Below are 20976 nucleotides of genomic sequence, written 5' to 3' on the forward strand. Positions count from 1 at the left end.
GGCATCTTGCCTGTGCTGGTTTGTGGCACAGGCATCTTGCCTGTGCTGGTTTGTGGCACAGGCATCTTGCCTGTGCTGGTTTGTGGCACAGGCATCTTGCCTGTGCTTGTTTGTGAAACAATTGCTTTCACCTGTTCCTCCGACAACCTATCCCCAAAATAAGCCTCAAGATAAGAGGTCATTTCCTCAGAATTAGGCGGTTCCCCCAGAACGTGCAAACCAGAAGAAAACAAGCGAGATTCCACCACCTGCAAATATTCGTACAGCTTCACCAAATAGCGGTTAAAAGCATCAGCACTGAACATTCCCACATTCTCAAAACTAAAAGCAATACCCAACTTGCGAGCATCCTCAAACGGACAATCAGCCTCCAAACCGCTATCTAAAATTTTCTTACAAATAGCCTCCTTCAGCACATAATTTTTTGCCGTATCTTCCCGATATTCCGCAATCAAATCCCGCAAAGCCATCAATTCCTTGTACAAGCCCGCGCGACCGTAGGGCGGCACGTTGTGAGAAATCAAAACACCGTAACCGCGCCGTTTTGCTAACATCGATTCCGAGGGATTGTTGGCAGCATAGATATAAAGATTCGGCAAACTTCCCAACAGAATATCCGACCAAGAATAGCCAGTATTTCCCAGAGGAGATCCCGGCAACCATTCCACAGTCCCGTGCATTCCGAAATGAACCACAGCATCAGCTTGCAAATCATTTTGCAGCCACTTGTAAAAAGCAGCGTATTGAGGGTGAGGCGTCAAATCGCGATCGAACATTAAGCGCATTGGATCGCCCGAAATTCCCAGCGGCGGCTGCAAACCTATCCAAACATTCCCCAGTTGAATGCCACCGATTTGAAACTCATCGCCGTCTGTCTTAATGCCCGTACCAGTTAAAGATTTCCACTGTTTTTCGATACGACTGGTTAACAAATAGCCCAGCCATTTTTCTAAAGTTTTGACATTAACAGTCTCTTTTGTGGTACGGGCATCTTGCCCGTCACCCGTAGATTCATCCGCCTCTTTCACCCTGCGAATTAACTCCTCACCGTCAGCCGGAATTTCTCCAACCGTATAACCTGCCGCTTGAAGTTTGTGCAGGAAATTTAGCAGCGATTTCGGTACATTTAATAAAGCAGCCGTACCCGCCGCACCGTAACCGGGAGGAAACCCGTAGAGAATAATCGCAATTTTCCTTTCAGATGGCGGAGTTTGTCGCAGTTTCACCCAATTGTTAATTCTACTTGTCAGGCGTTTCGCGCGATCGGGCACGAGATAAATATCCTCACCCACCAAACCGCCCAGGGGCACTGGATCGATCGCACCATCCAACTCAGGCAAAGCATACAATACCACACTTTGCAAACCCCCAATCCCCTGACGAGTCCAAGAATGGATATCCTGAATCAGCAGAGGTGCGGACACAAAATAAGGTACATTTTTAGCAGTTAAAATGCGCTTAGCAACTTCCACCTGCCTTCCACCCTCCATCGAACCAGCAGGCCCGCCAACCAAAGGAAAGCCAATAGTAGAAACAATCGCATCAACTTCCACAGCATCTTTAGAAAGCGAAAGAGTTTCTATATTGCCTTGTTTTCGCCGCGCAGTTTCATCAGCAGTCGTCATCCAATCCCGCACCGCCACATGGCCTTCAACGCCATTGATAAAAATCGGCAAAGGCACAATTCCCGCATCTTCAAAATAGCGAATCAATTGAGGAATATAAGGCTGCTTGGTGATAACGTGCTTGCGGTAAAGCAAGATGCCCACAACAGGGGATTTTCCTCTGTCTGAAATTTGAGACCAATTGGTCTCAAATTTTGTGGAACGGGCATCTTGCCCGTTAGAAACCCGGTCTAAATTTTCAGACAAATTAGTCTCAAGTTTTGTGGAACGGGCATCTTGCTCGTTATAACCCTTTCTATCAAGATGTCTAGCCTCTTGTGTGGAACGGGCATCTTGCCCGCCCCTAGCACTTTGATTACCGAGATACCAATCCAAATATTGCCGAGGCGATTCAAAATAACCATTATAATCAGGATGCAATAAACCCATATTGGGAGTTTCCACAGGCGGCGGAATTTCCCCAACCTTCAGCCCCAAATACTTTTCGGCAATAATCCAAAACATTGAGACAACATTATCCGCCCCGCCCGCATTCCAGTAACCATAAATAATCAGCCAGTTTCGCAAATCCTGGACTTTTTGCACCGGCACATATTTTAATAACTTCGGCCCAACCTTCAAAAAGCTGATATAACCAGCCAGCTTATCTTCTTCTCGCCCATTGCTGAACTTATCCAGAATAAACTTAACCGGCTTCGGCATTCCCTTCGGTTTGTCGCCAATTTTAAAAGCCCCGATTTGAGTAAGACTCATCAATTCCAAAGCAGACTCAAAAACCAGGCGAATCGGAATATTTTGCACCCTGTCTCGCAGCCACATTACCGCATCGTAATCAAACAGCAAACTCCCGAAAAACACATCAGCATTCAAGAGGGCGGCTGCTACAGCGTCGGGTTCGTCTACGAGGGCGCGATCGCTAAAAACCCGCACTTCCAATCCCTGACACCCAGAAACAGCCAACTCGGCAGCTTTGCGGTACAAATCAGCATTAAAAGATTCAAACCCTGCAATTAAGACAATGCGTTTCACAGCCAAACCTCGAAATATTTATTGATTGTAGCCTGTTTCAATTAGGTTATATTATATTAGATAGCATCCTCGGTGGGGGTGGGGCGGGTTTAGTAGATTTCTGGTGTTGTATTGCAGACATTGGCGAACCCGCCCCTACATTACCAATTATCAATTATCAATTCCTAATTTCCGTCGCAACTCTCATAAAATCTAAAATCTAAAATCTAAAATCTAAAATGGTTCGAGTTCCTCCCGCAATAGTTATCTTAGGTCAAAACAGCCTGCCGATCGCCAAAAAAATCTCCGCACATTTCCCCGGTTCCCAGATTTACGGTTTAATCGATCGCACTTCCAACACAGACATCAACTTTAGCAACTTCGGCGAAACATTGCGGGAATTATTTGCAACAGAAACCCCAATCATCGCCATCTGCGCCGCCGGAATTATCATCCGCACCCTCGCCCCGCTGCTGTCAGACAAACGCGCCGAACCGCCAGTTTTAGCCGTCGCCGAAGACGGAAGCGCCGTCGTACCGCTGTTGGGCGGTTTGCACGGCGTTAATGATTTGGCCAGAGAGATTGCAGCAGCCCTGGGCGTACAACCTGCAATTACCACCACCGGAGATATCCGGTTTCGCACCGCGCTGCTGAGTCCTCCCCAAGGCTATTATTTGGCGAATCCAGAGGACGCGAAGACTTTTATTTCAAATTTGCTCGCCGGGGCAAAAGTACGCCTAGAAGGGGCTGCAAGCTGGCTTTCCGAGAGCAATTTGCCGATTGCCCCCGACGCAAAATTGACGATCCGCGTCACCGAAAAAGCAATTGCGCCAACGCCCGATTGTTTGGTTTACCATCCGCAAATTGTGGCAGTTGCACTCACAAAGCTATCGAATATTGAGCCGGAAATAGCGGTTTCATTTGTCCAGCAAGTCTTGGAAAATGCAGGTTTAGCGCCAGCTTCTGTTGCGGGATTTTTTGCATTAAAAGATGAAATGGGAAATCCGGCACTTGAAGCAGTTTCACAATATTTTAAAGTCCCCGTCCGCTTTTTCAATCTCTCCGAACTTGTCGAATTAGACTCAATTGAATTCATCGAAAATAAGGCCGCACAAATTGCCCTGACAGCAGCCGGTGCAAACAGTCACTTAATCCAGTCCGATCGCCCAAACTCCGTGAATTGCGCGATCGCCCTGGCCGCCGAACCCTTTGATGCTAGGGCGATCGGAATTAGCCGCGGCAAACTGGCGATCGTCGGTACCGGCCCCGGAGGCGCGCCCTGGATGTCCCCGGAGGTTAAGGAAATTCTGCGCGAAGCCACGGATTGGGTGGGTTACAAATTTTATCTCGACTTAGCTGGAACCCTGCGGGAAGGGCAAAAGCGGCACGATTCCGACAACCGCGAAGAGATCGATCGCGCCCGTTTTGCCCTAGATTTAGCAGCATCAGGAAAATCAGTCGCCGTCGTTTCGTCAGGAGATCCGGGTATTTTTGCGATGGCTGCCGCGGTGTTTGAGGCGATCGACTTTGATGCCAAACCCGAATGGCAAGGCATTGATATTCGGGTGGCACCGGGCATTTCAGCCATGCAGGCGGCCGCTGCTGCGATCGGAGCACCCCTCGGACACGATTTTTGCGTGATTTCCCTTTCGGATATTCTCAAGCCTTGGGAGGTCATAGAACAGCGGATTTCGGCGGCGGCTGCTGCCGATTTAGTTATGGCATTTTACAATCCCATCTCGAAACAGCGGATTTGGCAACTCCCAAGGGCGATCGAGATTTTGTTGCAAAGTCGCGATGCTAAAACCCCCGTCGTACTAGGGCGAAACCTCGGCCGGCCCGGTCAATCTGTGCGCGTTTGCACCCTCGGCGAATTCCAGCCGCAAGACGCCGACATGAGAACTTTAGTGATTGTCGGTTCCAGTCAGACTCGGATTATTCCCCGCAAATATGGAGATGTTTGGGTTTACACACCGCGCAGGTACGAAAAATAAGTCCAAGTGATTTGTCAAAAACAACATTACTCTCTTTCCTCTTTCTCTGCGCCCTCTGCGCCCTCTGCGGTTAATAAAAAAAATCTCCTTCACACAACCAGCCACCAATGAACACTAAAATACCAGAAACAATAGAAACAGCTACATTTGGACTTGGTTGTTTTTGGTCTCCCGACGCGCAGTTTGGAATTATCGAAGGAGTCGTGCGAACTCGCGTCGGTTATGCGGGCGGGACTACAGCAAACCCGACTTATCATAACATAGGGAATCATATTGAAGCGGTAGAAATAGATTTCGATCGATCGCAAATTTCCTATGCAGAACTGCTAGAGATTTTCTGGAGAAGTCACAATCCCCGGCAATCTCCTAGTTGGTCTCGCCAGTACATGGATGCCGTTTTCTATCGCAGTGAATCACAAAAGCAATGTGTGGAACAAAAACTCGATCGCGAAAAAGCTAATGGCGGCAAAATTTATACATTAATTCAGCCTTTGACCCAGTTTTATTGGGCGGAGGATTACCATCAAAAATATTATTTGCGTCAGGAACCGGAACTGATGAAAGAATTCGATCGCACTCAGTTTGTTAACTCCACTGTAGCAGCAAGAGTCAACGGTTATGTCGCGGGCTTCGGCAGTTTCTCCAATCTCAAAGGGGAAATTAGAGATTTTGGTTTGTCTGCCGCCGGATGCGAGAAGTTAGAGAAAATAGTCTCCAGAATCCGACATTAAATTTTACCAAACTCTTGTGGGCTGGGCGTCCCGCCCGTCCGCAGCAATACGCACCTTACGACTAATTAGACGTGGAACAGCTTAGAGATGACATTCTCACCTTAATCAATAGTTCATTGAGTGGAACTTTTGCATCAGAATTTGACGGCAAATGACTTGTACTGCTTGCATCTACCAATATATTAACCAGTCGAACGCGCTCTTGTCGATAAAACTCGATCTCAGCATCTTCCAGCACCGATTTTTCCTCCCCGCCCAGCTTTCTAGCAATCAAATCGGGAATGTACGACAACTGGAATTTTTCATTGAGTTTTACCAAATTTGCCTCAACTTCCCCAGTTTGCATCAAATGAATCCCAGTCAGCAACACCCGGTAAACATACAGCAGCGGTTTCACCCGGCGCGGCTGTTCTTTCTCAAACAATTTCCACTGATTGTGAGCAAAACCGAGATAGTGGTGGCTGTGGTGCTTGGTAATGCAGTTCGAGGCGAGCTCCTTTAATTCCTCGTGTTCCTTTGTACTGTAAACTATTAGCGGCGAATACAGTTGTTCTAGCACGTAGCCGTTGCGCTTCAACAGCAACTCAAAAAATTTCTTGATGTCGTGAGTTACTAAATCGAGTTGCATTCCCTCCCGAACTTCAGAAACTTCGATTGTTTCTTCTCCAGAAATCAGTCCAATTACTTTCGGTAGCGGCAAAATGTGTACTCCCCGCAAGTCGAAGTCAGAATCTGCGGAAGGAAAGCCGTATAAGTGCGAACCGCTGACAGTCGCAAACAGCAGCGGATAAGGTTGAACGGAGATAATTGGGGCGAGATTCGAGATGTATTCTATCATTTTTTCAACATTTTATCAATGCTAATTTCAATTCCGGTTAAACAATCGCAAATACCTGTAGGGGCGGGTTTTACCAACCATATATGCCTCAAATTAACAATCTCGTAAACCCGCCCCTTTTAGCCGATCGCCCTCCGACGCGCTTCAATCAAAAACAGGTTCGCTTTCTCGTAATTAGGACGTTCCGGTAAGGAAGTTGCAGCAAAAGCGCGATCGAACTCACCATGCAAACTCAACCGCCAGCGATTCACCTCTTCCCAGGATATTTCTTGGTTGCGGATAGATAAAAGTTGCGATCGATAATCCTGCACCCGAACGGGTACAAACCCCTCCTTGAGCACCGTAATTCCTGACAGCAACAAGCGAATTAAGTGCATCGCGTGCTTCCAACGAATTTCCCCGGTATTGCGGAGGTCTTGCTCCATTTTTTTAAATTGAGACAAAACGTAGCTATTGTAAGTTTGATAAACCAATTGAGAAAGAAAGATTTCCCGATTTTCGAGCAATTCTTGTGCTACAGGATAAATAGTTTCTACTAAAGGGGTGTACAAACATTCTAGCACATTTGGATTAGCTTTTAGTGCCAAAACTAAAAACTTTTGCAGTTCCCAATAGCATTCCTGATTTTCCTTGTTTTCCAATTGTTCTGGAATGCCGTAAAGCGACCAATGAAGGATTGCCGGCGGCAGGTAAATCCCGCGTCTGTCTGTATCGGATTGCTCGTTATCAAGACCGTAGGCTCTCGAACCAACAATGCAGCGGTAAATTACAGAATCATAGAGGTTGTATTCTGCAAGAAAATCTCCTCCTGACTGCAATCCTTCGCTCTGAAACTGCTTGCGGATACTGAGTTCGTGCCGTCGCAGACTAACTTGCGTTCCGTCGGGGAGTTTGACTAAATATGCGTGGGAATTGTCCGTAGGCGATTGAACGATGACGCCTACTAATCCCGGTTTCCAAGATTGGTCGCCGGCGGGGTTTTTGACCTCGATTTTGGTGACAATTTGGGTTCCTGCGGGTATAATTAAGTTGAAATTTTGGGAAATATTGGCATTTGCCATGAGGAAACCTCCTGCGGGACACGAGTTACGATATTAGTGTAGTGTATTTGTAATACAAAACTCAATCGAGAATTTATAGCAATTCGGAAAAGGACAGCTACATACAGAATTCTGTTTAGCGAAAAAGCAAAAAGTTCTCTAATTTTATCGCTGCTTAATTTTTCGCTTTAGCTTATACCCCCTTTTCACTTTCATGTTGTGCAGGAAGTGCTACACGCCCATGAAAGTCATGATAACGATGTGAAAAGTCTTCTAAATATGGACTTTCAAGCACAGCACGTCGTTTAGCAAAATTATTATTTATTTGATGGTATAAGAAATCAGCATCTATCGCAAAAATTTTTTTAAAATCTACTGTTAATTCTGGTATGCCTTCCTGAGATGATTCACGTTCGAGAGGTATTTTTTCCAAAAAATGGTATTGCTGATAACGATTAGATTTAACTAAATTCCAATCTGCTGAATTTAGCTGAACTGTTTTGTTGGAGCGAATTTCTTGAGCTGTATATACTTGACAAAAAAGTATAGAGTTTAATAACTTATTAGGTTTATCTCGATTTTGCCTAGCGCTATAGTCCCAATCTAAATCACAGTTTTGAGTAACAATAATTGCATAAGGATGAACAATAGGTTTAAACTGAATTTGCTCGAGGTACGGAATTTGATCGAGGTTTGGAGAAGATTCACTTGGAACTGGTTTAATCTGTATAAGTCCAGTCAGAATTTCCCCTTGTCTAAGAGCCTCTTTGTCATTCGAGGCTCTGTAAATCCAAGGTTTACGCATGGTTAGCTACTCAAAATCTAGGACTAAAGGTGGTCTGACTTCGCTAGGTAATACGCTACCAGTAAGTAATTCTAATTCTTGAGGTAAGGTAGTTTGTTCTAAATCAGACCGACAGTCACTATAATATTCCACCATTTGTTCAAGCACGTCAGATGCTTCTTGCAATCCTTCTGGAGTCTTAGCAAAAAGCAGATTGAGTAGCGTTAAGCACTTAACCCAAGCGATCGTGTTTTGATTGAATTGACCAAACCATTCACCACTAATAGGTGGTTCGATGGAAACTTCGATTTTTAAGCTAGGAGTAGCAGATGCTAAAGTGTGCCGATACTGCGTCTGAGCAGGAGTGGGTAAAACTTCATACCTTTGTCCAATTATATTTTTGCTTTGAGTACCACCAGTTGTTACGTGCATAGGATTATATTGGTTGAGGTCGCATTGCTCTGTGCAACTCTTCCGTGATACCCCAGCGGAAGAGATTTCTGGCTGTATGGTTGTAGTTATCGAGTATTTTCCAGGCATTTTCACTCCTTTCTACTTTATCCTCAGTAAAAAAATCAGTATCTAATAAATAAGCTGTTTCATCTATACCTCTTTCTGTGTCCCTAACGTTAACAAGTCCATGATTAAAATTAACTTGACCGAATTCTGTTTTTAGCTGTAAATTTTTAACAAAGTTTTGAATTGAATCTGCTACTTCTGGTGTATACAGTTCAGAAGCAATATGTTGCGGTATTAATTCATGCCACTCTTTGTCTTTGAGATTTAGTTTTGACCTAATAATTAAATCACGATATCTTAGTCCTGTTCGTGAATAAAAAGAGGGATTATATATTTTTTCAAAAAGTTCTACAGCGCGTTTAAATTTATCAATAAAATTTTCATATCTTTCATACTTTGTCGTAGCAAGCGTTATAGAGTTTTTGTCTAAAGATATCTGGCAACTCAAGTCTTCTGACTTAAATTGATAAGTCAAGTCAATTGAAGTCAAGTCACTGGTAAAATTAGAGGTGAATTGGGTTAAAAGATTAGATAGCTCAACCGGTATCTGCAAATTTCTAGAAGTTTCAAAAATTGGGTATTCAAACCTTATACTATCTTGAAAGTCTACAGGCTGTTGGCTGGCAATTTTCAGGATAGTTGGAAATCTAAGTTGAGCAATAACCTCAATTAGGGGGCTGTCCTCATAAATTACTCTTTCATAGTTTGGGAGCTTCATTTTTTCAAAGTATCCATTACCAATTTGAAGAGCGTCTATTACTCTAGCTTAACTTACTTCCAAACAGAATTACATTCAGGATAGATGCCATCGCCTTTTCCCAATCAAATTTTACAACTTAAAAATATGGGCAATGCAGGATTTGAACCTGCGACCCCTTCCGTGTGAAGGAAGTGCGCTACCACTGTGCTAATTGCCCGCAGATAATTACTATACCATACCAAGTCCAAATTTGCAACTAAATTTTTACTAAAAAATCAGCCGCTTGTTTCCGAGTTAAACTCGACACAATGCCAAGAATACAGGCATTTGTCGAGTCTGGCATCAGTTAACCTCCCACCAACCCGCCGAGGGGCCGACAAACCGCACTACAATCCACCAAGCAACCAAAAGACTAATCCCGATCCAGCTTCCGCGACTTGTCCACTTCACAAAATCTTCGCTTTGGGTTTTCGTGATTGGCAGCCAGGGAACGATGCGCTCTTCTTTACCGTATTCGTCGCCGATCGACTCTTTGCGACGCTTAGCTTCACCCATAATCTTTGTCTACTAAATTAGATTTCAACTGGATACCTAACCAAATTATAAGTCAACAGGTCATCTCAAGCCTGCGTCAGCCAAGTCGTATCCAAATAATCAATCCTCGCAAAAGGACTCAAAGCCGCTAAAACCTGCTGTCCGTAACTGCGGTGAATCACCCTGCTGTCGAAAATCGCCACAACCCCTTGACGTTCTCGCACAGGCGCGATCGCCCGTTGCAACTCATTCAGCGCCGCCGGCAGCAAATACAACCGAAACCAATCCTTGCGCCGTTCTTTATAATAAGCCACACGCGCCGTCACCAAAGGATTCTCCAAAGAAGGCAATGGCAAAGTTGCGATCGCCAGCAAGTGAGGCGCCCTCAATTCCCCCTGATGTTCCCGCCAAAACTCCCACCCAGTCACCAAAATCGCATTCTCGCCCACATCAGTCTTTTCTACCTGCACCCGAGAACCGAACTCAGAAGCCAAAATCGCCGCCAGCCGAGCCTTCAGCGGTACATCACCAACAATCAGCACCGTTAAACCCGCCACCGAGGCGCTCATCAACAGCAAAGTCCGAATTTCTTCAATTAAAACACCCTGAAATTCCGGCGTATTTGGCAGCGGTAGCCAGTTGGGAATGTACAGTTGAATTAATTCGCTTTGTCGATCGGGCGAAAACTTAACGCTCGTCAATTCTGGCAGTCCCAGCATTTGCCGGAAGATCGGAGCCTTCGGTTCCACATCCACCGCCCCCCCAATCAACACCACAGGCTGACAATCCCAAATTCTGCTCAAAACCTCAGCCACCTGAACCGGCGCGCAGAACAGAGAAAATGAGCCAGCCTCCCGATTAATTTCCGCCCACCGCAGTTTTCCGTTTCCTTCCCACCGCTGCCAAAAATTGCTCCAAGCAGCCGGAATTAGGGAGTTTGGCTCGATCCTTTCAAACAGCCCCTGCAAAATATTTTGCTCTGCGGTTTCCAGCAAATAGCACTCCTCTGGTTTCGCCGGATGCTGAAAGAAAGCCCGCGTTAGCAGTACCCGCCCTTGGAGGATTGCATCGGCTTCCAAAGGCTGAGATTGCATTAAATCATTCCAATCAGCCGGTTGGAAACCTGCCGTCAATTGCTGGCGCGTCCAAACTTCCAAGTCATCCACACCGTCGATAATTGTCGGAATATTGCTCGGAAGTGGCGAATTCGCCGCCAAGCGAGCCGCCAGCCAAGACTGCGGATCTGCTAGCATCAATCCTCGTCCACTGGCATTATCGGAATAAGTCTCGATCGACTTATCAGTTTGCAGCCACTCTTGCAAACGCGGAATTTCCACTCCTCTCAAATGCTCGATCACCCGTGTCGGCGCCACTAAAATCACAGGTTCCGGCCACATCAAAACCGGCATCAAATAGCTGACTCGATACCGCTGTCGGTAAGCTCCAGCGGGAAGCCCCGTTTGGATCAGAGCGCTGCGCCCCAAGCGCAAAGCCCGCGCCACGAGCCGCGCCATCGTTAAATGGTGGGGCCAGTGCGGCTCGGAGTTCGATCGCAGGAAGCGGAGCAATGAGTTGTGGACTTCTACCTCAATCAATCGATTGTACAGTTAACATTCCTCAATCAACATAATCAAAACTGGCCAGAAAATCAACTACTTTTTGACCGATAGGCAAACAGAATTTATTCTCCTGATGAGTTGCACCTCCCTTCCCAAAATTCCCGTGAGAATTCACCATCAAACTCTCCTGTCCCGAACTAATTAAAATAGTTTGGGTAGGTGACTCAAAAAACTTTGTTGGCTGACTCACCCGTGATATATTAGAGACCAAATTTATCAACTCATTTAACTGATCTGTAGCTGTACTCAATGCTTTACGCAACTGCAATATTCGTTTTTCATCCAAATTTTGAGTTGCGATATTTTTGCCGATAATCATAATATTTCTCTGAGTTTGTACAGCATCCTTAAAAGGAAGAATCGCTAATAAAGCTGCTGGCAATAAATGCTCATCGCTCTCAAATCTAAAAGTTAGAGTTGTGCGGCGGTAGCCGACTTCAATATTAGGAGGAAAATTCATTGCCCGGTAATGGCGAGCTATTTCGCTGTAAGCTGTTGCTAAAGTGCTGTTTGCTGAGTAGTCTAAAAGTGCGTCAACCACAATTTGCACTAACCCAGGCGTGTGATTTAAAAATTTTCTCGATTCTGACGGCGAATTAAATTGTTGAATCTGAGTGCGATCGCCTGCAGGGCTGAGGTCAACCCACTGGCAAGTAATATCATCTGCAATGATACCACACCGAGGAACCAAATACAGTTTTGCTCCTGTTAAAGTTGCTCCTCTCAAATCAGCGCCCACCCAATCTGCATTAATCAAATTTGTTTCTGTCAAATCAGCGTGAACGAAATTAGCACTTGCTAAATTAGTATTTCTTAAATCTGCTCCGTTAAGGTTAGCTCCGCTCAATTTAGCAAAGCTCAGATCGGCGCCATTGAGGTTAGCTCCCGTCAAATCAGCCCATTTGAGGTTAGCTCCGCTCAAATTGGCACTGCTGAGATTCACCTGTTGCAAAGAAGCTTGTCTCATATCGGCATTGCTCAAATTGACGCCGGTAAGTTCTGCTTTCGTCAAATCCGCGCCGTGCAAGTTAGCTTCTTGAAAGTTAGCTGAAGCAGCCGAAGCACCTCTGAGATTTGCACCGGAAAGATTAGCACCGCACAGGTTAGCTTCCGTCAGTTTTACCTCTCTTAAATCTGCTTCAGTCAGGTTTGCACCGCTGAAGTTAGCTTTGCTGAGTTCGCAGCGCACTAATTCGCTTCTAATCAGGGATGCTCGGATTAATTGAGCTGCACTTAAATCGGCTCTCACTAAGTTTGCTACGTTGAGAGTAGCCCCGTTTAAGATTGCCCGCGAGAGGTTGGTACTGCTGAGTCTAGCCACATTCAGGTTAGCTTCGCTCAAGTTAGCTTCGCTCAAGTTAGCGCCGCTGAGGTTGGTGACAAATAAGCTAGCCCGCCTTAAAATTGATTGGCTGAGGTTGATGCGGCTGAGATTAGCTTCATTCAGGTTGATTTCTGTGAAATCTCTGTCGCCTTCTGTGTATCTCTTGACGAGTGCAAATCGTTTGAGCAGTTCTTCAGCTTCCATTTTTTTTACTTGAATGAAATGGCAATTGGCTAACTTTTATATGGCATGAATAGAAATGATATCAAATTAATTTATAGTATTTACTCACCGAGCTGATAAAAGCTTTTGACAAACTCAATGACCGTATTTAGCGGCGGGGTGGTAAATCTTTGGGCTTTAATTGCAGGACTGATAGACGTTTTGTTGACTCCCGGCAAATTTGTCAAGTTTCTGCCAAAATCTGGGTGATAGTGAATCATCAAAGTTTCGGCGCTGGAGTTAGCCAGTACAGTTTGGGTAGGCGATTGGAAAAAACTTGACATCGGTTCGCGATCGAGGCGAATCGGCTGAATTTTCATTTCCCCTATTTTTCTCATTGTTTTGGTCATGGCTACGTTTAATTGCACTACCATATTTGAGACTCTGACGCCCAGGTTATTACCACTTTGGGGTTGAATCATCTTGATGAGAGTAATCAAATTTTTCTGAGTAAATGCTGCATCACTAAAGGGAATAATCGCAACGAAAGCTGTGGGAAATAGTTGATCGTCCTGCTCTATTTTAAATGATATGATTGTGCGTCTGGAATTAACTTCGATACTGGGAGGATGGCTCAAAGCAGGGTATTGACGGGCTATTTGGCGGTAGGTAGCTGCAAGGACAAAGTTAGCATCCGGGTCGAGGGGTCGATCGACAATAATTTGAACTGTCGGCGGTGTAGCATTGAAAAACCGTTGAGATTCTTCTGGGGTAAAGCGCTGAATGTGGCTGCGATCGCCGTTAGGACTGAGGTCAACCCAATCGCAGGTAATGTCATCTGCTTTCACATCAAACCTAGACACCGCGTAAATTTTTGCCCCCGTCAGGGCCGCCCCCGTCAAATCGGCGCCCACCCAATCAGCGTGAATCAAATTAGCTTGAGTCAAATCCGCGTGTACCAGAGTAGCGTTCAACAGATTGACATTGCTCAAATTTGCCCCGTACAAGTTGGCCCCGCTCAATCTCGCTTCATCGAGGTCAGCGCCGGTCAGGTTCGCCCCGCTGAGGTCAGCCCACCGGAGATTAGCGCCTCGCAAGTCAGCGCCGCTGAGGTTGGCCTGAGACAGATTAGCTTGTCTGAGTTCGGCATTGCAGAGGTTGACTCCTCGCAAGTCTGCCCTGCTGAGGTCGGCTCTGTGCAAGTTGGCCCGTTCCAAGTTGGCCGCTGTTAGGGAAGCGCCTCTAAGGTGAGCCCCGCTGAGGTCGGCTTGCTCTAGATTGGCTTCTCTGAGGGTTGCTTCTCTCAAATCTGCTTCGCTGAGGTTTGCCCCGCTCAAGTTTGCACTGCTGAGGTTTGCTCGGATCAGTTCGGATCTGATCATTGTAGCTTCGACGAGTTGGGCTTCGCTGAGGTCGGCTCGAATCAAGTTAGCCACGTTGAGGATAGCGCCGCTGAGGTTGGCTTTGTGGAGATTAGCACCGCTGAGTCTGGCAACATTGAGTTTGGCTTTTCTCATGTTGGCGTTTGACAGATTGGTGCCGCTCATGTTGGTGAGGCTCAAGATTGCCTCACTGAAATTAGCCCCGCTGAGATCGATCCTGCTGAGATTTGCCTCGCAAAGGAGGATGGCAGTAAAGTCTCTTTCTCCTGCTACATATTTGGTGATGAGTTCTTCGGCATCCATGCTTTTCAATTTCCCTGATGTGTTAGCTAGAACAAAGCTTTGTTGTGCCAACCTTTAAACTAGAATAAGCATTTTCTGTAACTTGATGCAATATGCTTAAACATCTATATTGTGGAAGCCTTTTATAAAATCCAAAATGCTACTGATATTAGTTTGAGCCAATTTTGTGCTTTCGGCTAACTTACCAGAGGTTGAGTTACTTGGGTCGTATTTTTTAATCAGGCGCTTGCCGAAGGCTGGGTGGTGATATACGCTGAGTCTTTGGTCGCGGGAATTAATTAAGAGCATCTGTGTAGGAATTTGAAAAAAATTGATGCTTTCGCCGATTTTGGGAAAAGAACTGGAAATTTTGATTTGGTCTACTTTGCTGATAGCTTGGTTGAGAGCTTTGCTGCATAACTGGACGTGTTTAGATTCTTTGACGTTAAGTTTGCCTGCATCGTGGGATTGAATCATTTTCATCAAAGCTATTAGGTTTTTTTGAGTTATGGCAGCGTCGTTAAAAGGAATGATGGCAACGTAAGCGGTGGCAAATAATTTATCGTCGCTGTCCATTTTAAACGCGAGTACGGTGCGCCTGGAGCTGACTTCGATCGTGGGAGGCTGACTTAAACTCGGGTATTGTTGGGCAATTTGGTAATAAGTTGCAGCTAGTGCAAAATGAGCGCCTTGGTCTAAGGGCGAGTCAATCACGATCCGAACTGTGGGCAAGGTTTCGTGAAAAAATTCGTGGGTTCCTCCCGATTTCAACCAGTAAATTTGGCTGTGGTCGCCGTTGGGGCTGAGATCGACCCACTTGCAGGTCATGCCTTCGGTTTTGATGCCCAGCCGCGAAACTGCGTGGAGTTTGGCTCCGGTTAAGGTGGCTCCGGTTAAGTCGGCTCCAATCCAGTCGGCGCGGATCAGATAGGCATTTGACAGGTCGGCGTGAACTAAGCTGGCATTCAGCAAGTTGGCGTGGCAGAGGTCGGCTCGGCTGAGGTCGGCACCGCTCAATTTGGCTTCGCTGAGGTCGGCCCAGCGAAGATTGCAGCCGCTGAGGATGGCCCAGCGCAAATTGACGCCGCTGAGGTCGGCGCCGCTGAGTACGGCTTGAGTGAGGTTGGCTTGTCTCAGTTCTGTGCCTCGCAAGTCGGCGCCGCTGAGGTCGGCTCGGCTGAGGTCGGCTCCTTGCAGGTTGGCTTGTTCGAGGTTGGCTTCTGTCAAGCACGCGCCGCTGAGGTGAGCGCCTCGAAGGTTGGCTTGAGCGAGGTTGGCTCCTCGAAGGGTGGCTTCGGTGAGGGTGGCGCCGCTGAGGTTGGCTCCGCTGAGGTTGGCTCCGCTGAGCTCGGCTCGAATGAGCTCGGCTCTGATCAGTTTGGCCCCTGTGAGTGTGGCTTTTTTGAGGTCAACTCGCACTAGGTAAGCGACGTTGAGGTCGGCGTCGGTGAGGTCGGCGCCGCCTAGATGGGCGCCGCTGAGTCTGGCGATGTTGAGTTTGGCACCTGTGAGGTTGGTTTTGCTGAGGTTGGCTCCGCTCAGGTTTGCTACACTCAGATTCGCACCCTTGAGGTTGGCTCCGCTCAAGTTGACGCCGCTGAGGTTGGCCTCAGTCAGGTTGATTCCGGCAAAGTTTCTTTCTCCGGCGGCATATTTTTTCAGGAGTTCCTCGACTGTCATGGGGGCGGCACCGTATCAAATATCCCCATTTTATTGCTATGAATATCGGTATTGTAGGACTGGGTTTAATTGGCGGCTCGATCGGGCTGGATTTGCGATCGCGCGGGTTTAATGTTTTTGGGGTTTCGAGTCGGCAGCAGACTTGCGATCGGGCGCAAGCTCGCGGTGTTGTCAATGAAGCCAGCATAAACCTGTCTCTGATGGCAGCAGCCGATGTGGTTTTTATTTGCACGCCGCTGGGGTCGATCGAGCCGATCGTCCGAGAGTTGGTGCCCTATCTTTCCCCTGATACCATTGTAACCGATGTCGGTTCCGTAAAAACACCCATAGTACAGGCTGTGTCTTCTCTGTGGCCGAATTTTGTGGGGGGACACCCGATGGCGGGGACTGCTGAAAGCGGGATTGAGGCGGCGGTAAAGGATTTGTTTGTGGGCCGGCCTTACGTGGTGACGCCGCAGGCTCAGACGCCGGCGCTTGCGGTGGATAAGGTTGAGGAAATTGCGCGGTTGCTGGGTGCGTCGGTTTACCGGTGCGGCCCGATCGAGCACGATCGAGCTGTGGCTTGGATTTCTCATTTGCCACTCATGGCGAGCGCGACGCTGGTTGCGGCCTGCGATCGAGAGGGCGATCGGGATATTGTTAATTTAGCCCAACATTTGGCGAGTTCGGGTTTTCGGGACACGAGCCGGGTGGGCGGCGGCAATCCCGAGCTGGGAGTGATGGTGGCAAAGTACAATCGAGAGGAATTATTGCGATCGCTCTCTATTTACCGCGACAGTCTCGACGAGTTCATCAGCGATATCGCAGCCGAAAATTGGCAAGCTCTCGAAGACAAGCTGAAGCTGACTCAACAAGCGAGACAGAATTACAACTTATGAGCCAAAAATTACTTAAAACTGTCCCCGTCTCGATTATGATTTGTGGACGCCTATATATTCAGTTTTAATGTACACTTATTCTCGGATCAAGCGATTTTTACTGGGTGAATCTCTTCCCACTAGCGCATCTATTCATGAACGGCTGAGCAACGCTACTGGACTAGCTGTTCTTGCTTCCGATGCACTTTCGTCTGTTGCCTACGCTACTCAAGAAACTCTGCTCGTGCTGTTACTAGCCGGGAGTAGTAGTTTGAGTTTATCGCTGCCTATTTCGGGAATTATTATTTTACTGTTGGCGATCGTGGCGCTGTCTTACCGACAGACAATTAAAGCGTACCCCAACGGCGGTGGCGCTTACATTGTAGCGCGAGAAAACTTGGGTATTTATCCTGGTTTAATCGCAGCCGCTTCCCTGATGATTGATTACATCCTCACCGTAACAGTGAGTATTTCGGCTGGGGTGGCAGCCTTGACTTCAGCAGTTCCCTCGCTGCACCCATACACAGTCGAACTGTGCTTATTTTTTATTGTCCTAATCATGTTTGCCAATCTCAGGGGATTGCGGGAATCTGGCAATATATTTATGGTTCCCACCTATGGGTTTCTCGTTGGGATTTTTATTTGGATTGGCTGCGGTTTATTCCCACAGGCAACAGGTCATGTTTTTCCGACATTACAAAATATTCCAGCTAAGGAACCTTTGGGATTATTTCTGCTGGCGCGCGCTTTTGCGGCGGGCTGTACTGCCCTGACAGGAGTTGAAGCCATATCAGACGGGGAGTTGGCTTTTAAGCCTCCTGAATGGAAAAATGCGCGCCTGACTTTGAGCTAGATGGGGGGAATTCTGGGAGCGATGTTTTTGGGGATTAGTTACTTGGCTCATATTTATCCAGTGATTCCTACAGAACATGAAACCCTCCTTTCTGTGTTGGGAAAACAGATTTTTGGTGTCGGTATATTTTATTACTATTTGCAGAGCGCAACTCTGTTAATTTTGCTGTTGGCTGGGAATACGAGTTATGCGGATTTTCCGCGACTTTGTTATTTTTTGGCGCGGGACGGGTTCTTGCCCAGGCAGTTGTCGCTGTTGGGCGATCGCCTGGTTTATTCTAATGGCATTAATCTGCTAAGCTTCGGCGCTGCTCTTTTAATTATCATTTTTCGAGGCAATACGAGCGCGGTGCTTCCCCTGTATGCGGTTGGAGTTTTCACTTCTTTTACTCTCTCCCAATCGGGAATGGTAATTCACTGGTTTAAGGAACGAGGTAAAGGTTGGCAAGTTAGTGCTGTGATGAACGGTATTGGTGCAGTGGCAACAACGGCAGTTTTGGCTGTAATTCTCGCTACAAAATTCCTTTTGGGAGCTTGGGTTGTCGTAGTAACTATTCCGATCGTAGTTAGTCTATTTTTAGCTATTCACCGACACTATCGGTATGTCGCGGCTCGCTTGAGCATTCAGGGAATAGAACCGAGGTCTTATCTTCGCAGACCTAGAGTTAAGACGGTGACACATCCGGCAGTGGTGTTAGTCGGGCAGTTGCACCGGGGAACTTTCGAGGCCCTTGATTACGCTCGTTTAATCGCTGATGAAGTTGTGGCAGTTCACGTGGATATTGGTTTGACCGATCGAGCAAAATTACAATTAGCTTGGAAAGATTTGCAGTCAGACATTCCTTTGGAAATTCGGGAATCGCCTTACCGTTCTGTTGGTGAGGCTTTGACTCACTTTTTGACTTTGTTTGAAGAGCAGCGACCGGGAGTATACTTAACGCTGATCATTCCGGCTTTTGTGACGCGAAATTGGTGGGAGGGACTGCTGCACAATCAAACTGCTTTCTTTTTGAAAGCGGCTTTGCGGGCTAAAAAAAGTCGGGTTGTAACAACGGTTAGATATTTTCTTTAAGGATCGCGAATTAAATAACTTACAATTTTAATTGTTATTGTGGGATGGGCAACCACGGGGGATTGCCCCTACTTCCTCGCAATTAAGACTGGAAGGCGGTCGAACGCGCTGGTCCAAGAAACCCGGTTTCTTCGCAAAATCTTTGGTTTGGATGTTATTTTTATAGGCAGAAACTGGGTTTCTGACACCGCTTGGTAAATCATCTATATTTATTAAAAAATCAATCAAAGGGTTGACATATCAAAAATGATATGTTATAAATTCAGTCATTAGAAAAGTTGCCTTTCAACTTATCTTCAAAAAGATTGCGGCTGCTGAACCCAAGTCTTTTGTTCCCTAAAAAATCTCTTCAACTCTTGGGGGTTGCTATGCAATCCGCAACAGACTATTTATGCAGCAGCCAAAAAACTTGAACAGGCTTTTGCGAGCTTTGTCTCGGCAAGGTCTTGATGTTAGCTACGACGATAAAGTCTACTCGATTTGTCTCAATAGTTCTCTGAAAGAACAGTGGCAAGATGCCGATGCCCCAACAGCAGAAGTTTTGCTCCCAGAGGATTTTCCGGTCGAAGCAAAGGCGCTCAAACAGTTAGCAAATTTGGCGAATGTTCGACACCCTCAAGGTGGTTGCGTTTGTCGCGCTTGCGCTACTCCAGATTTCCATCCGGGGGATTCGGGGGTGGCGATCGGCTCTATTGTAGAAACAGCAGGAATGGTGATTCCGGCGGCTACCGGTTCCGATATTAACTGCGGGATGCGGTTACACGTTGCGGATTTGTCGATCGCACAATTCCTCAGTCAGCGCGATCGATTTGTAGAATTGCTCAAAGGCGATTATTTCTTCGGTACTCGCGATGTCAGCATGACTGCAAAAACTGCTGGCGCGATGTTCCAACACGGGATTCCCGGATGGCTGGATGCTTTGCGGGACGAGGCAACCGGCAGCGTGGCTAATTCGGATTTCGAGCAGTTGGCGACAGAGTGCAATCGCACTTTCCTTGGCGGTTCCATGAATGGCGATGTCAAATGGGCTCCTGAAGAATTAGTCCCAAATGACGGCTTAGTCAGGGATGGCGGCTTAGCGACTATCGGTGGCGGCAATCACTTTGTGGAAATTCAAGTGGTTGAGGAAGTTGTCGATCGAGCTACGGCTTATACTTGGGGAGTTCGATCGGGACAAATCGCTTTCATGATTCATTCCGGTTCGCGGAATGTCGGCAAATACATCGGCGGAATGTGGCGCGATCGAGCTTGCGACGCCTGGCCGAAAGCTCTGAAACATCCTGAATCCCGGCTTTTCCCGCTGTCTGTCGCAGCAAATCCCGAACTTGTGAGCAGCTACCTGCAAGCGGAAGCAACAGCCGCTAACTACGGTTTTATCAACCGTTTGCTGCTAGCAGAACTTCTGCGGTTGCGTTTGCGACAAGTTTTCGGCGATGTGGAAGCTCCCTTAGTTTACGATTTGCCTCACAATATCACTTTAGGTGAAGGTGCCGGCTGGGTGACTCGCAAAGGCGCTTGTCCCGCACATTTGGGCCAGCCTGTAATTGTACCGGGTTCGATGGGCGCGCCGTCTTATTTGCTGGTTGGTTCGGGGAACGATCGATTTTTGCGATCGGCTTCTCACGGTGCAGGAAGGGCGCGATCGCGCTTCGATATGAGTCGCAAAGGTGCTGACAAAACTGACTCCGCTTTGGGATTAACGGGCGTAGATTGCATTACCTTACGCGAAGAACGCAGAATCGAAGAAGCACCGGCAGCTTACAAGCCAATTCAACCAGTAATTGACGTTCAGGTTGAGGCGCAAATAGTGGGTGTAGTCGCTAAAATGAAGCCAGTGTTAACGTTTAAAGCCTAGCCTGGGGCTATTTCTCCGTTTTCAATAACTGGTGTCTAAACCAGGCGAAAAGCCCGTTCTAAAAGACAATTTCTTAGTTGTGGAACGGGCATCTTGCCCGTTCGGAACAGGCAAAAAG

15 protein-coding genes, 1 tRNA gene and 1 pseudogene are annotated in these 20976 nt (G+C 47.0%); 5 read left to right on the forward strand and 12 right to left on the reverse strand.

The features are described 5' to 3' along the window. The coding region (locus tag QUB16_RS26450) for a cobaltochelatase subunit CobN (RefSeq protein WP_333320754.1) at positions 1-2654 on the reverse strand (2654 nt) is incomplete at its 3' end. Between the two features lie 218 nt (positions 2655-2872). On the opposite strand from QUB16_RS26450, the gene cobJ reads away from it, so the two are divergent. Together cobJ and msrA are read left to right on the forward strand one after the other, a co-directional pair. Next, entirely contained in the window at positions 2873-4627 is a 1755-nt protein-coding gene (cobJ, locus tag QUB16_RS26455; RefSeq protein WP_333320756.1) for a precorrin-3B C(17)-methyltransferase, read from the forward strand. A 107-nt stretch (positions 4628-4734) separates the two neighbouring features. Beyond that, on the forward strand, positions 4735-5358 hold the full coding sequence (msrA, locus tag QUB16_RS26460) for a peptide-methionine (S)-S-oxide reductase MsrA (protein WP_333320758.1): 624 nt from the start codon (positions 4735-4737) through the stop codon (positions 5356-5358). Between the two features lie 61 nt (positions 5359-5419). On the opposite strand, the gene QUB16_RS26465 is transcribed toward msrA, so the two are convergent. From QUB16_RS26465 to QUB16_RS26515, 11 genes are all read right to left on the reverse strand, one after another. After that, positions 5420-6196 (reverse strand): DNA polymerase beta superfamily protein, encoded by a 777-nt coding sequence (locus QUB16_RS26465; RefSeq protein ID WP_333320759.1) that lies wholly within the window; start codon positions 6194-6196, stop codon positions 5420-5422. Between the two features lie 119 nt (positions 6197-6315). Then, positions 6316-7257 (reverse strand): DNA polymerase beta superfamily protein, encoded by a 942-nt coding sequence (locus QUB16_RS26470; protein ID WP_333320761.1) that lies wholly within the window; start codon positions 7255-7257, stop codon positions 6316-6318. 172 nt (positions 7258-7429) lie between these two features. Then, entirely contained in the window at positions 7430-8041 is a 612-nt protein-coding gene (locus QUB16_RS26475) for a hypothetical protein (protein ID WP_333320763.1), read from the reverse strand. Between the two features lie 6 nt (positions 8042-8047). Continuing rightward, complete coding sequence (locus QUB16_RS26480) at positions 8048-8452, reverse strand: hypothetical protein (protein WP_333320765.1); 405 nt, start codon at positions 8450-8452, stop codon at positions 8048-8050. Positions 8453-8456: 4 nt separating this feature from the next. Further along, entirely contained in the window at positions 8457-9257 is an 801-nt protein-coding gene (locus QUB16_RS26485) for a TIGR04255 family protein (protein ID WP_333320767.1), read from the reverse strand. Between the two features lie 127 nt (positions 9258-9384). Next, positions 9385-9456, reverse strand: a tRNA-Val gene (locus QUB16_RS26490). A gap of 125 nt (positions 9457-9581) precedes the next feature. After that, positions 9582-9794: a DUF2839 domain-containing protein gene (locus QUB16_RS26495; protein ID WP_333320768.1), complete on the reverse strand. Its 213-nt coding sequence runs from the start codon at positions 9792-9794 to the stop codon at positions 9582-9584. Positions 9795-9859: 65 nt separating this feature from the next. After that, positions 9860-11368: a helicase C-terminal domain-containing protein gene (locus QUB16_RS26500; protein WP_333320771.1), complete on the reverse strand. Its 1509-nt coding sequence runs from the start codon at positions 11366-11368 to the stop codon at positions 9860-9862. Between the two features lie 22 nt (positions 11369-11390). Then, the gene (locus QUB16_RS26505; RefSeq protein ID WP_333320773.1) at positions 11391-12920 is read right to left on the reverse strand and encodes a pentapeptide repeat-containing protein; all 1530 of its coding nucleotides are present in this window, start codon (positions 12918-12920) and stop codon (positions 11391-11393) included. A gap of 80 nt (positions 12921-13000) precedes the next feature. After that, the gene (locus QUB16_RS26510; RefSeq protein ID WP_333320775.1) at positions 13001-14563 is read right to left on the reverse strand and encodes a pentapeptide repeat-containing protein; all 1563 of its coding nucleotides are present in this window, start codon (positions 14561-14563) and stop codon (positions 13001-13003) included. A gap of 96 nt (positions 14564-14659) precedes the next feature. Further along, the gene (locus QUB16_RS26515) at positions 14660-16222 is read right to left on the reverse strand and encodes a pentapeptide repeat-containing protein (RefSeq protein ID WP_333320776.1); all 1563 of its coding nucleotides are present in this window, start codon (positions 16220-16222) and stop codon (positions 14660-14662) included. Positions 16223-16260: 38 nt separating this feature from the next. Between QUB16_RS26515 and QUB16_RS26520 the strand changes: the two genes are divergently transcribed. From QUB16_RS26520 to QUB16_RS26530, 3 genes and pseudogenes are all read left to right on the forward strand, one after another. Next, positions 16261-17100: a prephenate/arogenate dehydrogenase gene (locus QUB16_RS26520; RefSeq protein WP_333320777.1), complete on the forward strand. Its 840-nt coding sequence runs from the start codon at positions 16261-16263 to the stop codon at positions 17098-17100. Positions 17101-17167: 67 nt separating this feature from the next. Continuing rightward, positions 17168-19003: pseudogene (locus tag QUB16_RS26525) on the forward strand (APC family permease). Positions 19004-19394: 391 nt separating this feature from the next. Then, positions 19395-20858, forward strand: coding sequence for an RtcB family protein (locus tag QUB16_RS26530; protein ID WP_333320778.1), 1464 nt, complete (start codon positions 19395-19397; stop codon positions 20856-20858). Positions 20859-20976: the final 118 nt, after the last annotated feature.

Source organism: Microcoleus sp. D3_18a_C4, from assembly GCF_036702415.1.
GTDB lineage: Bacteria > Cyanobacteriota > Cyanobacteriia > Cyanobacteriales > Microcoleaceae > Microcoleus.

Excerpts from the sequence above, each read along its gene's own strand:
- QUB16_RS26495 (WP_333320768.1), bottom strand. The coding sequence starts at position 9,794 with ATGGGTGAAGCTAAGCGTCGCAAAGAGTCGATCGGCGACGAATACGGT.
- cobJ (WP_333320756.1), top strand. The coding sequence starts at position 2,873 with ATGGTTCGAGTTCCTCCCGCAATAGTTATCTTAGGTCAAAACAGCCTG.
- QUB16_RS26475 (WP_333320763.1), bottom strand. The coding sequence starts at position 8,041 with ATGCGTAAACCTTGGATTTACAGAGCCTCGAATGACAAAGAGGCTCTT.
- QUB16_RS26505 (WP_333320773.1), bottom strand. The coding sequence starts at position 12,920 with ATGGAAGCTGAAGAACTGCTCAAACGATTTGCACTCGTCAAGAGATAC.
- QUB16_RS26530 (WP_333320778.1), top strand. The coding sequence starts at position 19,395 with ATGCAGCAGCCAAAAAACTTGAACAGGCTTTTGCGAGCTTTGTCTCGG.
- QUB16_RS26480 (WP_333320765.1), bottom strand. The coding sequence starts at position 8,452 with ATGCACGTAACAACTGGTGGTACTCAAAGCAAAAATATAATTGGACAA.
- QUB16_RS26485 (WP_333320767.1), bottom strand. The coding sequence starts at position 9,257 with ATGAAGCTCCCAAACTATGAAAGAGTAATTTATGAGGACAGCCCCCTA.
- QUB16_RS26520 (WP_333320777.1), top strand. The coding sequence starts at position 16,261 with ATGAATATCGGTATTGTAGGACTGGGTTTAATTGGCGGCTCGATCGGG.
- QUB16_RS26465 (WP_333320759.1), bottom strand. The coding sequence starts at position 6,196 with ATGATAGAATACATCTCGAATCTCGCCCCAATTATCTCCGTTCAACCT.
- msrA (WP_333320758.1), top strand. The coding sequence starts at position 4,735 with ATGAACACTAAAATACCAGAAACAATAGAAACAGCTACATTTGGACTT.
- QUB16_RS26515 (WP_333320776.1), bottom strand. The coding sequence starts at position 16,222 with ATGACAGTCGAGGAACTCCTGAAAAAATATGCCGCCGGAGAAAGAAAC.
- QUB16_RS26510 (WP_333320775.1), bottom strand. The coding sequence starts at position 14,563 with ATGGATGCCGAAGAACTCATCACCAAATATGTAGCAGGAGAAAGAGAC.
- QUB16_RS26470 (WP_333320761.1), bottom strand. The coding sequence starts at position 7,257 with ATGGCAAATGCCAATATTTCCCAAAATTTCAACTTAATTATACCCGCA.